Origin of the sequence: Actibacterium naphthalenivorans (assembly GCF_014196965.1) — a bacterium.
Lineage (GTDB): Bacteria > Pseudomonadota > Alphaproteobacteria > Rhodobacterales > Rhodobacteraceae > Actibacterium_A > Actibacterium_A naphthalenivorans.
Map to the genome: position 1 here is coordinate 1,301,682 of NZ_JACIEQ010000001.1, position 15,282 is coordinate 1,316,963.

The 15,282-nt window shown below is 62.5% G+C and carries 10 protein-coding genes; 4 read left to right on the forward strand and 6 right to left on the reverse strand.

Annotation, left to right across the window (positions count from 1 at the left end; translation table 11 throughout):
- Positions 1-271: 271 nt before the first annotated feature.
- Positions 272-3,658, forward strand: a complete 3,387-nt coding sequence (locus GGR17_RS06475) for a LamG-like jellyroll fold domain-containing protein (protein ID WP_054537632.1) — start codon at positions 272-274, stop codon at positions 3,656-3,658.
- 87 nt (positions 3,659-3,745) lie between these two features.
- On the opposite strand, the gene GGR17_RS06480 is transcribed toward GGR17_RS06475, so the two are convergent.
- Positions 3,746-4,825 carry a glycosyltransferase family 2 protein gene (locus GGR17_RS06480; protein ID WP_162231801.1) on the reverse strand — a complete coding sequence of 360 codons (1,080 nt, stop codon included), beginning with the start codon at positions 4,823-4,825 and terminating at the stop codon, positions 3,746-3,748.
- Positions 4,826-4,978: 153 nt separating this feature from the next.
- Positions 4,979-6,520, reverse strand: coding sequence for a PKD domain-containing protein (locus GGR17_RS06485; RefSeq protein ID WP_054537630.1), 1,542 nt, complete (start codon positions 6,518-6,520; stop codon positions 4,979-4,981).
- A 264-nt stretch (positions 6,521-6,784) separates the two neighbouring features.
- Between GGR17_RS06485 and GGR17_RS06490 the strand changes: the two genes are divergently transcribed.
- Positions 6,785-9,175, forward strand: a complete 2,391-nt coding sequence (locus GGR17_RS06490; RefSeq protein ID WP_157445488.1) for a hypothetical protein — start codon at positions 6,785-6,787, stop codon at positions 9,173-9,175.
- A gap of 5 nt (positions 9,176-9,180) precedes the next feature.
- Here GGR17_RS06490 and GGR17_RS06495 read toward each other — a convergent pair whose 3' ends face one another.
- Together GGR17_RS06495 and GGR17_RS06500 are read right to left on the reverse strand one after the other, a co-directional pair.
- Complete coding sequence (locus GGR17_RS06495; RefSeq protein ID WP_054537628.1) at positions 9,181-10,098, reverse strand: hypothetical protein; 918 nt, start codon at positions 10,096-10,098, stop codon at positions 9,181-9,183.
- Positions 10,099-10,111: 13 nt separating this feature from the next.
- Positions 10,112-11,536: an oligosaccharide flippase family protein gene (locus GGR17_RS06500; protein WP_054537627.1), complete on the reverse strand. Its 1,425-nt coding sequence runs from the start codon at positions 11,534-11,536 to the stop codon at positions 10,112-10,114.
- 231 nt (positions 11,537-11,767) lie between these two features.
- Here GGR17_RS06500 and GGR17_RS06505 point away from each other — a divergent pair, with 231 nt between their 5' ends.
- Positions 11,768-12,589 carry an esterase-like activity of phytase family protein gene (locus GGR17_RS06505; protein WP_054537626.1) on the forward strand — a complete coding sequence of 274 codons (822 nt, stop codon included), beginning with the start codon at positions 11,768-11,770 and terminating at the stop codon, positions 12,587-12,589.
- A gap of 3 nt (positions 12,590-12,592) precedes the next feature.
- Here GGR17_RS06505 and GGR17_RS06510 read toward each other — a convergent pair whose 3' ends face one another.
- A complete protein-coding gene (locus GGR17_RS06510; RefSeq protein WP_037203623.1) occupies positions 12,593-12,856 on the reverse strand; it encodes a spike base protein, RCAP_Rcc01079 family in 264 nt (87 codons plus the stop codon).
- 396 nt (positions 12,857-13,252) lie between these two features.
- Between GGR17_RS06510 and GGR17_RS06515 the strand changes: the two genes are divergently transcribed.
- Positions 13,253-14,029: a sulfotransferase family 2 domain-containing protein gene (locus GGR17_RS06515; protein WP_054537625.1), complete on the forward strand. Its 777-nt coding sequence runs from the start codon at positions 13,253-13,255 to the stop codon at positions 14,027-14,029.
- Positions 14,030-14,046: 17 nt separating this feature from the next.
- Here GGR17_RS06515 and GGR17_RS06520 read toward each other — a convergent pair whose 3' ends face one another.
- On the reverse strand, positions 14,047-15,258 hold the full coding sequence (locus GGR17_RS06520) for a glycosyltransferase family 4 protein (RefSeq protein WP_054537624.1): 1,212 nt from the start codon (positions 15,256-15,258) through the stop codon (positions 14,047-14,049).
- Between the last annotated feature and the right edge of the window lie 24 nt (positions 15,259-15,282).

Consider the following 15,282-nt stretch of genomic DNA (forward strand, 5'->3'; position numbering starts at 1 on the left):
GCCCAAATCGTTCCGGTTTTTCGATTGTTGTTAAGGTTTGCCTCATGATTGCCACCTTAGCGCCGTGGTCGCCCGAAGTAGGCCACATGTAGACCAGATTCCTGAGTTCAAATTCGTACACGATCCGGCGGTTTTTCAACGGTCGTTTCCAAACCCTGCAGCCAAGCGATGCTTCTGGCCAGGGCTATGGAGGCCTTTGTCACTGCTATCAACCTAATCCTCCCTGAGGAAACACTGGGTTTCCGGGGCGCACAAGAGCGGAAAGAACAGCATGAGCCAGCTGTACACAGCATATGCAGAACATCAGGCCGCGACGATCACCGTCACAAGCTCGCAAGAGTTGAACGCCGCAATTCAGACACTGACGACAAACGGCGGAGGCACGATCCTCGTCGATGGCAACTTCGGGCCATACACCATGACGGCAACCGATGTCGGTGACGCGAACAACCCCGTCCTGATCAAGGGGCTGGATCCTGCGACCCCGCCGGTGTTCGAAACCATCACCATGACCCGCTGCGCCTATATCACGGTCACCGAGATCGAGATGGACAGTTCGGCCATCGTCGCTTCGCGCGATCTGTCGACACGCGATCTGAACATCTGGAACTCGAACCATATCGAGTTCGTCAACAACAACATGGACAGCGTCGCCGACGGCTATGTCGACGGGGCCGGCAATGTCACGCTGGGCGGCAACGGTGTGATGGTCCGCAATTCGCAGGACATCACCTTTTCGCACAACACGATGACCGACTACTATCATGCCACGACCTTCCTTGAGGTTGTCGGGCTCGATTTCTCGAACAACGAGATTTCAGGCGTCCAGGGCGATGGTTTCCGCGCCGGTGGCATTCAGAACGCCGTGATCGCCGACAACTACATGCATGATTTCTATGGTTCGGTGCAGACCGAAAACCATTCGGACATGATCCAGATCTGGGGCACCAACGCCAAGCTCGTGACCACCAACGTGGAAATCAGCGGCAACTTCCTCGATTCGGGCGGCGGGGCCGGCACCCAGTCGATCTTCATGCACAACGAATCGTTCAAGACAAACCAGGTCTATTTCCAGGATATCCGCATCTTCGACAACGTGGTCCACAACAGCTCCAAGCACGGGATCACGGTGGGCGATACGCAGAACGTGCAGATCTACAACAACACGGTCCTGCAGAACGAGAGCTCGGTCACCTATACGACCAACAGCAGCAGCGCGGTTAGCCGTGTGCCGGCGATCGATCTGAGCAATACGAGCAACAGCACGGTCTACAACAACGTGGTTGGCAACATCTCGGTCAACGGCACGAACGTGTCCGCCAACAACCTGATCCTGGATTATACCAATCCCAACGCCACCAACTATGTTGACAACATCATCGTCAACCTGTCGGGCGAAGGCGATCTGGAAGCGCGCGATCTGCGCTTCATCAGCGGCAGCGCGCCGGATGGCACCTATGGCGCCAGCGCGAGCTGGAGCACAAGCTCCACCGCGCCGCTGGAAGCGACGATATCGGCCAGCGAAATCGGCCCCGACCGCCAGACCGTACAACTGACCGCGGCGCATACGCTGACGGATGGCACCCCCATCGACCCGGCAACGGCGACCTTCACCTGGACCTTCGCCGATGGCAGCCAGATGTCCGGCGCGACAGTCGCGCCGACCTTCGCCTCGGCCGGCGACCATGTTGTGGCCCTGACAGTCACCACCGCCGGCGGCGTGTCGGAAACCGTGGCCCGGATCATCGGGGTGCGCAGCAACGATATCGTCAGCCTCGATTTCGAGAACGGCAATCAGGACAGCTCTTACTGGGGCTCCCGCGTGTTGATCACCGATCCCAGCGGCACCGCGTTTCAGAGCGGCGCGCAGGGCAAGGGCTTTCATCTTGATGGCAACAGCCTGATCAAGATCGACAACAGCAACCTTCAGCTTTTCGATCTCGAGGCATTCTCGCTCGGGTTCGACTACAAGCTGGACAGCGTCGGCGAGGCTGGCGGCCTGATCCGGATGAACGGCACGATGGATCTGTTTGTCCGTGCCGACGGCTCGCTGAATTACAAGCTGACGACCGATCAGGGCAAGTTCCAGATTACCACCGGCGCCGGCACCCTGTCCGATACCGCCTGGCACGATATCGATATCTCCTACGATTCCGCCGCAGGCAAGCTGGAGCTTCTGGTCGATAACACAGTGGTCGGCAGCACCAGCGCCAGCGGGTCCACTGCGGGCACGAGCAGCACGGGGCTGAACATCGGCGATCCCTGGTCGGCAACCGCGAAAGGCGTGGTCGACAATTTCGTGATGACGACCCAGCCGATCGGCGGATGGTCCTCGACGGGCGGCTCTGTGCCGGTGGCACCAGCGCCGGCACCAACGCCCGCTCCGACCCCCGCTCCGGCCCCTGCGCCCGCACCGGCACCGGCGCCAACCACGCCGACGGACACCTCCGACACCGACACGCCGACAAGCCCGGCGCCGGCACCGACAACTCCGACCAGCCCGACCACGACATTCGATCCCACGGTGAATGCCATCTTGCAGGATTCCACCGCAAGCGATGTCGAATATGATCTGGACAGCAGCAGCCAGTACAAGCTGTCGCGCGACAACAGCTTCCTGTACGGCCAGGATAATTTCCGGATCGAGCTGCAGCTTGAAACCCTTCAGGATGGCGAAACCGGCGTGTTCCTGCACATGCACCGCAGCCTGACGGCGAAGGTGGACAGCCAGGGGCATATCAACTTCAGCCTGACAACCTCGGACGGCGATTTTCAGGTGCGTTCTTCCGAACCCGTCTATGCGGCGGCGGGCGAGCATGACATCGCCCTGGTCTTTGATGGCCAGCTTGGCGTCATGCAGATCGAGGTGGATGGCACAGTCCAGGCGCAGACCACGGCAACCGGTACCACGACCGATGTCTCCAAGTGGGGTCTGACGCTGGGCAACACCTGGAACGCCTCGCTGGACGGAACGTTTGAGGATTTCCACTACTACAACAACGCCGCAGTGGATGTTCAGGTCGCCGGTGGCACCGGCAGCTCGGTTGCGACCGTCGATACCGATTTCGTGCCGCAATCGTTCCTGTCGTTCGAAAACACGGTTTTCGACGAGGTGGTCAGCACAACCAGCTTCCGCAAGATGGGTGGTATCGCCGAATATGCCACCGGGGTGGATGGCACCGCCTATCACCTGAATGGCAGCAACAGCATCGGCTACAACCGCGGCGAACTGGACATGAGCGCGGTCGACAGCTTTGCCATCAGCTTCGACTTCCAGCGCACCAACATGAACTCGGGCGGCCAGCTTCTGGACCAGCACAAGATCATGGACACGGTGATCGACGATCAGGGCTACCTGCACGTCAAGCTCGTGACCAGCACCGGCAGCTATCATCTGACCAGCCAGTCGGCCAGCTTCGACGATACCGCCTGGCATGACACCACGATCGCCTATGACAGCGCCACGGCCACCCTTTCGATGGAGATCGATGACGAGCTCACGGTGCTCAACAATGTCACCGGCCCGACCGCGGACCAAAGCCGCTGGGGCCTGTCCATCGGCAACTCGTGGCACAGCAGCATCGAAGGGAATATCGACAATTTCGGTTTCGCATCGGAACTTCCTTCCGACCAGATCACCGATCTGTTCCTCGGCTAAGTCCCTCGGCCGCGTAACGAAAGCCGGCCCCGCCAGATGGTGGGGCCGGTTTTTTCATGCCGCATGCAGCAAAAGCCGCGCCGGCGCTCAGGACCGCATATGCTGGGTCTTGCCGGTATCCTTGCCGGCGGACCGGCCGAACACATATTCCGCCGTATCGGGCGACAGCACACCGCGCACATTGCGGGGCGGCGCCAGCCCGTTCACAGCGGCGACAACCGCCCAGGCTTCGGGCGCGTGACCCTTGACCATGATCTGCGCGGCTTTCGCCATCGCGTAGCCATAACCAAGCGGCAGCCTCCACGGGCGCAACCGGCGCAGAAACATCATCCGGCTGCGGTATTTGAAGTAATGCGAAAACGGCGAGGCGATGCGGCCAAAGGTGGGCGAGCCGATCGACGTGCCCGCGCGGTGATAGGCCACAAACCCGTCGCAATAGATCAAAGGCAGATCACCGCGCCGCAACGCCCAGTCAACCTCTTCGTAGTAGAGGAAGTAATCCTCGATCATCGGACCAACGGTTTCATAGAACTTGCGCGACGCGACAAGGCTGGCGCCGGTGATGAAATCAAGCTGCCCGGCATCGGGCGGCGGCGTTTCGCGGTGCGATTTTCCCAGATTGATATTGCCGGTGACCCCGGTGTTCAGGCTGATCGTGCCGCCGTCGATCTGAATCCGGTCAGGCCGTTCCAGATAGTTCACCCGGCCGCCGATCATCCCGTATTCGCCCACCGTGGCCAGCTTTTGCTTGAGCGCGGCGATGGAGGCGCCGGGCACCATGCTGTCGGGGTTGAGTATCCAGAAATCGTCGACCTCTTCGAACTGGGCCAGATAGGCCAGCCCCGCGTTCACACCGCCCGCATAGCCCGCGTTGCGCCCCGAATGCAGCAGCGTTACATCGGCCGATCTGTCGGGCGCCATGCCGCGCTGGCCTTCGATCAGGGCCAGCGGCTTGGGCGCCGGAACGAATGAAAACGGGCTGTCGGCCGGGGGTGTATAGGGCGCGGTGCCGGCTGCCCATTCACGCAGCCGCGAAACCGTTGCATCGGGCGAGGCATTGTCGACCACGACAATGCGCAAATCCGGATCGCCGCTCGACAGCAGGCTTTCGAGGCAGTCCAGGATGATATCTTCAGAATTGTAGGTGACGATAACGACACCAAGCACCGGCTTCCGCATTTCTTGCCTTGGACCACTCTCTAACACACCCACCCCACCGCAGTGATCAGCCATTTTTCCTGATAAATCAACACAGCCGGGCGTTTCTCACAAAGACCTGTTCCGGCCGCAACAATACCTGGCTCACCACCTTGGATTGTTTCAGTTTGGCACGATAATGTCCAACTGGGTGGCGTAAACCTGCCGATTCCCCGATGTTATCGTCAGCATGGCGCTTTGCCGCCCGCCCCGTGCGAACTGATGCGCCACGCTTACCCCCTGCGCCGTGGCCCCATCGCTGAACCGCCAGTCGAACGTGGCCCCTTGATCCGCAAGCGGCCCGTCCGGCCCGGCACTGAAGCCCGCGTCGAAGGTGAAGCTGCGCAGCCCCCGCACCGGCACTGCCCGGATCAGTGGCGTGACCTGCGGCGGCGCCGGATCATAGGCCAGCATCGGCGCGCCGGCCTGCGCCCCGTCCAGAATGCCGCCCGGAAGCACCTGAAACTGCGCGAAACGGGCCGGCGAATCCTCGGGCGGCGCGACGAAGGCCTCGGTGTAATAGCCCGGCTGGCCCGGCGCCTTGTCCTGCACGGTGATGTTGTTCTGCACGGTCCAGTCCGGCCGGCCGCCGCCGCCGGGCACCGCCAGCGCGACATTGCCCGCGATGGTCACCTGCTCGGCGCGTGGCTTGACAGAGATGCGCGGGATGGTGACATCGCCGCTTTTCTGCGGATGGGCCGATGCCCGGCTGCGCAGAACGCTGTTGTTGCGGATGGTCAGGCCGACCACCTCGCCCACCGTGATACCGTGAAGCTGGGCGTTGATGATTGCGTTATCCTCGATCGTGATGTTGCGATACCACATGTCCCGACCCGCGCCGCGGCTGTCGACCATCTCGTTGCGCAGAAAGATCGACTGGGTGTAATAGCCGCTGCCGGAGTTGAAACGGTTGCCGCGGATCGTGATATCCACGCTCGGGCGGCTGGTGCTGCGGGTCCACATCTGGATCATGTCGGAATGGTCCTTCGACTGCAGCGACCGGGCGAAATCGTGAAAGTGGTTCCGCTCGATGAGCGCGCCGTGCAGCGCCACGAGGTTCAGCCCGTCCGAACGGATCGTGTGCACATCGTTGCCCCGGAAGATCACGCCGTCGACCATGTTGAACACGGCCCCGCGATAGAACCTTTCGAACACGCTGTCTTCTACCCGGATGTCACGGGCGTTACGCACGAACAGACCCCGCGCGATGGGAAAGCCCTTTTGCTCGGGCGGTCCGTCGGTCGCGAGATCGCCGTCGAAATGCACCCGCAAAAAACTGATCCCTTCCCCCCCGGAAACGCGGAATGGCGTACTGCTGTCGGTGGTGTCGCCAGAGGTATAGACGTAGTCGAAGAGCAGATCCTCGAAACTCAGGTTCGACACATTGCTCAGGGCTACGCCGGAAAACCGCGCCGGCCGCGCCGGATCGGCCGAGCAGAGCGTTACCCGGCCCTTCCAGCCCGCCTGCTTGCCGCTGAGCGACAGCGCGCCGTAATCACCGGGGGCAAGCGCCAGCACGGTGTCCCCGTCGGCGCCCCGCAGGGCCTTGGCCAGCGCCCCGGCATCGGCCACGGGCTGTCCCCCCGCACAGCCGGCGCCGGCCGAACCGGCGGCGAAAAGCGCAAAGCCCAGAGACAACGAAAACAAAAAACGACTGAACACCATATCACCTATCTCAACCAACACCCTGCACGCCGCAGCCTAACCCGGTTTGCGGCCCGATCACAGGGGCAGACGGCCACGCCCGGCGAAAACCGCATTAAGATTCCGTGAAGGCAAAAGCCTGTGGCTTAGCCCTTCCTTCGGACATCGCGGGCAGGCTTTCCCTGCTTCGGAAAGGTGCCGCGACACCAGCGACAAAGGGCATGACGCTTGAGCAAGCGGGCGGAAAATGCCAAAGACGATCTGTACCTTTTCCGGAGCGGCAAATTGAGTTTCAAACCGCGCGCCCCAGCCATCCCCTGCCCGCATCCTGCGCTGATCGTCCGCGCCTGCCTCGCGGTCTTTGTCAGCCTGGCCAGGACGGCTGTGCGCTGCGGCGCATGGAAGGTACTGACAATGATGATAATGATGGGGCTGGCGATCGGCCCGGGGGCCTCTGCCACGCAGGCCCCGCCGGTGACGGCACAGTTGACGCTGAATGAGTTCACCCGCGACATGACCGTTTTCGACAGCGGCCTGGCGCTTGGCCAGGATGGCGCCAGCGTGCCGCTTTCGGGCACCGGCACCAGCGGCGAGGTGGTACAGGCGCGCGGCGTTTCCACCGATGATGCCGGGGCAAGCTCTACCGCCTGGGTCGACATTGCCACGATCGACGCGGGTGGCAACTGGTCTGGCACGCTGGTCGCGCCGCGCAACCCGTCATGGTACCTGCCCGAAGTGCGCATCAAGGCACAGCCGACCGTGACCGCGCAGGGCGCGAACCGGTTCGGCGCGGGGCTGATCATCTCGTTCTGGGAGCAGTCGAACTGGGACCGGATCTTCAACGCAAGCTTCAGCAACACCCCGCCCGACCCGCTGCTTGACGAAAACGCGGTGCAGATCTTCACCCGCAGCGGCGCCACACCCTCCGTTACCTATCTGAGCGATGCCAGCCCGCTCAGCGCCGCCGCCGTGGCCTTTGCCAACACGTTTCTCGAGGCACTGCCGGGGCTGAAACTGGCGGTAATCGCCCATACCCAATCTGGCACCGGCTGGCGGCAACTGGTCAACGACAATGACAGCACGCGCCTGTGGTCGGATGATCTGGCGCTGCACCAATTCGCATTGGCCGAGGGGCAGGACGTGGGCATCGTCACGTCTTCGTGGATCGCCTCCGAGCTGCAGACCGCAGGCGACTACGCCGAGATTGTCGCCGCCATCGTCACGGGCAAACGGCTGGATGGAAGCGCCGCCGGAACCGGCCCGTCGGCCACCTTCACGACCACAGGCAAGGGCCTGTCCTTTCCGCTGCACCATAATTTCACAGAGCTTTACGATTTCGCCCACACCCGCTTTGCCCTGATCGGCCCGCACGGGCGCGGAACCACGGTGTCGCAGACCGGCTATTCCGATTCGAACGATGACAATTACGAAGCCCTTGTCGCCAGCTGGATCGCGCTTGGCAGCAATCCGAATTTCAGCATGTTCCTGCCCCACAGCCTCGGCATGAGCGACATAGACCGCGGCTATCCCCATGCCGGCGACAATGTCTATGACCCCGCCGGCACGCAATGGACGGATACCTCGCATGCTTCGTCCTACACCAAGGACGGGCTGGAACGTCTGGCCCGGCTGGGGGCGAATGCCATTCTGAAATCCGCCGGTCTGGTGTCCTGGCCAGTGCCCGCGTTTGACCGCAGCTATTGGGCGCCGGATGGCAGCTATGTGGACCTGTGGATGGATGGCCATGACATCACCACCGAACGCCTGCGCCGCGGCCTGCCCGCCATGCCCGCCACCTTTGCCCACCGGGCCGAGGTCATGGGTATGACGATCGGCGGCGAACCGGCGCAAAACGCGGTGATCGTGGCCAATGCCGGCGGCTCTGGTTTTTCGGGGGTGCGGGTCAGCCCCAACAGCGGCGTCTTCACCTATGCCTCTTCGGTGGAAGACGGGTTCGGCGCCCTGCCCGGCTGGCAGCAATGGCCCGATGATTACCTGGACGATTACTATCTGAACCGTCCGGTTGCCGATGTCGGACAGGCCGGGCTTGCAGCGCTGCCGCTAAAAACCAGAACAACGTTCAGAAGCGCGCTGGCCGCGCCGGCTCAATTCACCGTGGGCGGCAACGGCCCCTATTTTCTTGATCAGGCCGGGATCGGCACCATCGCCACCCTGACGCTCGAGGCGAAGATGACCATCACCGGCGGCAGCGCGCAGCGGCTGTTCGGCCTTTCGAGCAACGCGCTGAAGGTGGAATATCTGCCTGGCAGCGGCGTTCTGCGCTGCACCTTGTCCGACGGGTCCGGCACCACGCTGCTGGGCAACCAGACATCCAGCACCATCCCCGACCCGGGCACGACCGAGCGCACGATCCGTATCGCCATTGATCTGAGCAACCCGGCCAACGGGTCTTTCCGGGCCTTCGTGGACGGCGCCGAAGTGCTGACGCGCACCGGGCTGACCTCTTCCGGCACATTCCCAAGCGCGCGCAACCTGTCGTTTCTGGCGACGAATTCGGGCGGATCCCAGTCAGAGGGCACGGTTACCCACCTCAAGGCGTGGAAATCTGCCATGCCCGACGGGTCAGCCCCGACAGGCGCACCCTACAAGCAGATCTCGGGAACAGCCGCCACCGTCAACGCCGACGCATGGAAGAAAGGTGCCGACGCGGGCTGAGCCCCTCAGCCATAGGCCGACAGATCAAGCGGGTTGGCGGAGATTTCCGCCAGCCGCGCATTACTTTGCGTGAAATGCCCCTTGAACCGGCGCTTCACGTAATCGCTGACCGGCCGGTTGTTCTTCAGCAACAGCGAAAGCGGCGGCCGGCGCAAGGCAAAGCCGGTGGCGCGGTACAAGAACCGGCTGTCCGCCGCGATACCGATCATCGGGTTCACATTCATCGGCCCGGCCTGAACGTGGTTCACACGTCGGAGGAACGGCGCAGCATATTCGGGATATCCCGGCGCGCGTACCTTTACCGCCCGTTCGGGAAGCGCGCGGAACATGGTATTCCCCACGGCGGCCGCCATCGCCCGGACGGCGCCATCCATATCCGCCTTCAGCGCCTCTTGCGTCTGAATGTAGACGTTCTCGGCCCCGAACAGCGATTGATAGAGCGCGACCAGCCGATCATAGGCGAAGTGATCGGGCGAAAACGCCAGATAGCCAACTTCTGCCTCCCCCTCCAGATACCGGTCATGGGGCAGGGTACCGCCGCGCAGCAGATATTGCATGTAGATCGAGGGCAGCACCCGCATCTGTGCGCGGATGGAAATCAGGATCTTCGCCTCCGGCGCGATCCGTTTCAGCCGCTCGGCATAAACATCGCTTTCATGCGCGCCATAATGCGGATTGCCCGACAGGATCTCGGACGACACCACCGGCAGCGTTCCCGGCGGGGCGGCAGCGCTGCGTTCGGCGATCAGCCGGCGCATGTCGTCGGGATCGAACCACAGCCCATGCGGGCTGGTGACATGGCGGTGCACGTCGGCATGATCGGCCACCGGGAAATAGCCGTTCTCGGGATGAAACAGGAACTGCTGCATCCAGCTTGTGGCCGTCTTGTGATAGCCGATATGGATCAGCACAGGCGATGTCATCCGCACTCCTCGTTCAGCCGTTCCGCCGTTTGCCTCTGGTTCTGCGCCGCAGCACGAAACCGCGCAAGGCGGTCATCGACGCAAGGCACAGAATAAACAGCACAACCGCCGCGCCGCCCGTCCAACGCGGATCGATCATCGGCGGCTGTTGCATCTGAACCACCCAGCCGTGGCCGAAGTAGACCCCAAGAAAGCCAAGCGCCAGGCCTGCGGTGGCCCCCACTCGCCGCAGCGGGAAACCGATCCGTTTTTTCAGCAGATAAAGCGAGACGAAAAAACCCAGGAGCTCCGCGGTCGTCGCGATCCAGATCACGACAATCAGCCCATAGCCCTGAATTGTCGCATACCAGGAAACAGCAAGCGAGGCCGCGCGAAACAGATTCGCCCACATCGCATTGTCCGTCTTCGCCCGCGCCAGTGCCACCACCGCCGGCCCCGCCTTGAACACCCGCACCGCATGCAGGATGGCCAGCCACAGCAGCAGCGGGATCATAGGCTCGTATTTCGGGCCCAGAACCGTCTGCACAAAGATCGGCCCGATCAGCGCCACCGCCGCCACCTGTATCAGCCCGTTCAGGATATTGGCCTCGACAGTGGCCGCGCCGATATCGTGGAACCGTTCATCCTCGTCCTGCGCGGCCGAAAGCTGCGGCAGAAAGAACGATTGCACACTGCGCGCCAGAACCAGCGTGGGTGTCAGCGTCAGGGTGAACCCCATCGCCAGCAGCGCAAGCTGCGACATGCCCAGTTCGCGCCCAACCACCAGCTTTTCGCCGTTCAGCACCAGAAACAGCAGCAGGCTGTTGACCAGAAGCGGCCAGCCAAAGCTCAACCCCCGCATCATGACCGCCCTGTCCAGCGTCAAGCGATACCGCTGCCGCGCCGCCAGATGCGAGGTCAACAGCTTCATCACCCCCTGCGCCAGAACCGCATAAAGCATGACACGGTAATCGCCGTACAGCTGGTCCAGCGGCCAGATCAGAAGAACCGAAATCAGCGCGGGCACGAAGATCGTCATCATGAACGGCAGATAGATCATCTGCCGCTGCAGGCGGAACACGTCGAAATGGGTAAAGCCGTTCAGCACCGGCACCAGCGCCATGAGCTGATAGGCCCAAATGACCTCGGGGATGCCCAGAAACCGCGCCAGCGGATCCGCTATGACAAACAGGATGACGCCCGAAATCGTGCCGCGCAGCGCCTGAAACCCCTGCAACCCGGCCTGAAGCGCCGGGTTCTCGCCATCCTTGTCCTGCACGATCATCTGCTGCAGGCCAAGCTGCGACATCATCTCGACAATGGCCATGCTGACGGCAAAGGTGGCGGCGATCCCGTAGTTCTCGACGCTGATCAGACGCGCCACCAGCAGGTTGCGCACCAGCAGGATCAGCGAGCTGAAAGCGTTTCCCGAAACAAGCAGCAAAACCGGTTTTAACATGGCACTCACCCAACTGGAATCTGCCGCAGAGGGTCAATGTTTTTCGTCTCGCTGCAAGGCAAATCCGTATGCTAGGAACAGCGGGGTAACAATGCCCGCCGCAATGCAACATTGCCGCCCGAGGATGCCAAACTGAAACACCGCCTTGCCCCCGCCCTGCTAGCGTTGATCCTTGGCGCAGCCCCTGCCCCCGCTACCCCCGAAACCGGCCCGCACGTCTTCGAATGGCGGATGGAGGGCGACACCTTCGGCGGGTTTTCCGGCCTTCTGGTCGAGGATCATGGGAAATCGCTGCTGGCCGTCAGTGATCACGGCACGCTTTATACCGGCACGATCACACGCGAAAACGGCGCGATCCGCGCGATCACGCCTACCGGGCAATATCCCCTGTCGGGCCCGGGCGACCCCCCGTTCACCGATTTTCAGCGCGATGCGGAAGACCTCGCCCGCCTGCGCGATGGCAGCCTTCTGGTGTCGTTCGAAAGCTATACGCGGGTGAAACGCTATGCCGCGCCGGGCGCCAAACCCCGCTCGACCCATCACTGGAACGCCTTTCGCCGCCTGTTCGGCAACCAGTCATTCGAGGCGATAGCCCCCCTGCCCGACGGCCGCATCGCCGCCTGGGTCGAAGGCAAGGGCAGAGGCACCCGCACCTCCGCATTCCTTTATGACGGAAAAAGTTGGGCCGGGCCCTTCGCCTTCCCGATCTCCGACGGGTTTGCCATCACCGGCGCAGACCTCGGCCCTGACGGGCGGCTGTACTTGGTCGAGCGCAGGTTCAACCTGCTGGCCGGCTTCAGCTTCCGCATCCGCCGTCTCACCCTGACCGAGAACGCCATGCTGTCAGACGTGCTTTACACCAGCCCGGCGGGCAAGCTTGGCAATGCCGAAGGCATCGCCGCATGGCGCGATGACACGGGGCAGATGGTACTGACGCTGATCACCGATAATGGGTTCAGCCCGCTCAGCCCCACAAGGCTGATCGAATTTCGCCTGCCGGAGGCCGCGCCCGGCCCGCGGCACGAATACCCCCTGCCGTTTCCGCCCCGCTGAGTGTCACGAAAGCCCGCGAATACCCGTCGCGGTGGTACCGGTTGCCATCACCCGTGTCGCCCGGATCGGAAAGGCCACACCGGCGCCGATGAAGACATCGCTCTGGTCGCCGCTGAGCGTGATCAACCGCACCAGCCCGGCCTGCGCCACATTCAGCGCGCGGGTCACGCGGGCAAGGTCGGTCGCGTCGTCGGGGATGATTTCCTCGATCCGTGTGGCCGGGCTTTGCAGGCCGGACATCTGGCCATCGAATGCATCAAGTGACATTGGGTTCGCTCCTTAATCGCCTCGGGCCCTGCGCCCGGTCCCGTGAACCCTAGGAAGCATCGGTTGAGGCGCCCCTAACCCACCGCGCGCTGCCCTGTGCCACGGGTGCGGAAACAGTTGGTTTCGCGTGCAAAGCCAGCATGGTTGTCTTGCAAAACACATGTTTTTCAAAACCTTACACCCAAAGCCGCATGCGGCGGCAGCGACCGGCGAGGCGGTGACAATTCTGTATCAAAGTGATATTTATCAGGTGTTTACGAGTAGCGGAGCTTTCCCCGTGCCGATCCATCCTCTAGCATCCTCTCTGAGTGCGGCCGTGTGTTCGGCGGCAACCCGAGCAACGCGCCCCGAACGGGCCGGAACAATGCCGCAACGGCAGCAGACAGGACCCATGTGATGCCGATCATCCGCGCTGACAGCAAGCTGATCTTTTTCGCCCATGTTCCCAAATGCGGCGGCTCGGCGGTGCAGACCTATCTGAACAACCGCTTCGGCCCGCTGGCCTTCGAGGATCGCCGCTTTCTGTCGGTGCCCGAGCGCAAGCGCTGGTCGAAAACCTCGCCGCAGCATGTGGATGTCGAGACGCTGAACCGGATGTTCCCGCAGGGCTTCTTCGACCACAGCTTTGCCATCGTGCGCCATCCGGTGGCGCGGGTGGTCAGCGCCTATCACTTCCAGCTTGAGGTGGAGAATACAATCTCGCGGAACGTCAGCTTCAGCGACTGGCTGATAAACGTGGCAGAGCAGATGGAGGAACAACCGTTCCTCTATGACAACCACCTGCGTCCGATGAATGAAATGGTGCCCGAGGGGGCAAAGCTGTTTTACCTCGAACACGGGCTGGATGCGCTGGTGCCCTGGTTCGACGAGGTGACAGGCGGCAAGGCCGGGCCGCGCGCGGTGCCGCATACCAACAAGCGCGGCGATTTTTCCAAGGTCAAATCGGTGAAGGTGGTGCCGGATGATGCCGATCTGGCGCTGATTGCCACGATCTATGCGCAGGATTTCGAACGGTTCGCCTATGAGATGGGCAACCCGGCCCCCACGGCCCCGGCGCCACTACTGGCACCCGAGGTGATCGCCGAACGTGACGCCGAGCTTTCGCGGGTGCTGCCGTTTCACCGGCGGCTGGTCAACCGGCTGAGCGACAACCTGCGGCGTCAGCGGATGTAACCCTCCGGCCGCCCGAACTATTTGCGGGCAGCGCGCTGATAGGCGTCGATCAACGTATCGACCTGATGATCCCAGCTCAGCTCTGCCTGAACCCTTTTGCGCCCGTACTCGCCCATCGCCTGGCGCGTGTCGGGGGCATCAAGCAGCGATACGATCTTGTCGGCCATGTCCCGCGTGTCATTCGCCTTGGCGTAAAGCGAAGCGTCCTGTGCGGAATGGCGGCCTTCTGTCACGTCGAACTGAACGATGGGCTTGGAAAACGCCATGTATTCGAGGATCTTGTTCATGGTCGATTTGTCGTTCATCGGGTTCACCCGATCGGGGTTCACACAGACATCGGCGGTGGAAAGCACCTCGAACAGATCATGGTCGGGCGCGCGGCCGGTGAAGGTGACGTGATCCTGAAGCCCCAGATCGCGGGCCATCGCCTCGATCTCGTCACGGGCGGGGCCGCCCCCCACAAGCACGAATTGAACGTCGTAGCCACGGGTCTGCACGATATCCTGCGCAGCAGCGAGCAGCAGGTCCAGCCCTTCCTGATCGCCCATGACGCCGACATAACCGACCATGTACTGGCGGCCGTTTTTCCATTTCGGGTTCGCGGGCAGCAGCTTCAGCCGGGTCAGATCGGGCCCCGAGCGGACGACAAACACATCCTCCGGCGCCTTGCCGCCACGGGTCAGGGCAATCTCGCGGTAGGATTCGTTGGTCGAGATCACCACATTGGCGGTGCGGAAATTCAGCCGCTCGAACAGCACCATCAGCTTCCAGAAAAAGCCGCGCCGGTTGAACTTGGCCTCGTAAAGCTCGGGGTTGATGTCGTGATGATCGAAGATATAGCGCTTGCCGAACAGCTTGAACGGCCAGGCGATCAGAAAGATCAGATCGGGGGGGTTGCACCCCTGAAGCGTGTCAAACCCGTGCCTGCGCGCGATCTTCAGCGCCAGGCGCATCTCGTGCCAGAGCGCGGCGCCATATTCCAGAAGATAGCCCGAGGCGCCCTTGGCGTCGATCGGCAGCGGGTGGCGGTAGATATGCACGCCCTCGATTTCCTCATAGCGCTCTTCGTATCCCTTGCCCGTGGGGCAGATCACCGAAACCTGCGCGCCCGCGGCCGTCAGCGTGCGGCATTCGTGCCAGACACGGCGGTCGAAGGGCAGCGGCAGGTTTTCCACAATGATCAGAACACGGCGCCCGGCCAGCGGCTTCGCGGCGCGGGCGGCATCCATTCTGGGGGTGGCGGGGGCCGGCTC

Bases quoted from the DNA above. Each gene is read 5' to 3' on its own strand.
- GGR17_RS06500 (WP_054537627.1), bottom strand. From the start codon at position 11,536: ATGTTAAAACCGGTTTTGCTGCTTGTTTCGGGAAACGCTTTCAGCTCG.
- GGR17_RS06515 (WP_054537625.1), top strand. From the start codon at position 13,253: ATGCCGATCATCCGCGCTGACAGCAAGCTGATCTTTTTCGCCCATGTT.
- GGR17_RS06505 (WP_054537626.1), top strand. From the start codon at position 11,768: ATGGAGGGCGACACCTTCGGCGGGTTTTCCGGCCTTCTGGTCGAGGAT.
- GGR17_RS06485 (WP_054537630.1), bottom strand. From the start codon at position 6,520: ATGGTGTTCAGTCGTTTTTTGTTTTCGTTGTCTCTGGGCTTTGCGCTT.
- GGR17_RS06475 (WP_054537632.1), top strand. From the start codon at position 272: ATGAGCCAGCTGTACACAGCATATGCAGAACATCAGGCCGCGACGATC.
- GGR17_RS06510 (WP_037203623.1), bottom strand. From the start codon at position 12,856: ATGTCACTTGATGCATTCGATGGCCAGATGTCCGGCCTGCAAAGCCCG.
- GGR17_RS06495 (WP_054537628.1), bottom strand. From the start codon at position 10,098: ATGACATCGCCTGTGCTGATCCATATCGGCTATCACAAGACGGCCACA.
- GGR17_RS06520 (WP_054537624.1), bottom strand. From the start codon at position 15,258: ATGGATGCCGCCCGCGCCGCGAAGCCGCTGGCCGGGCGCCGTGTTCTG.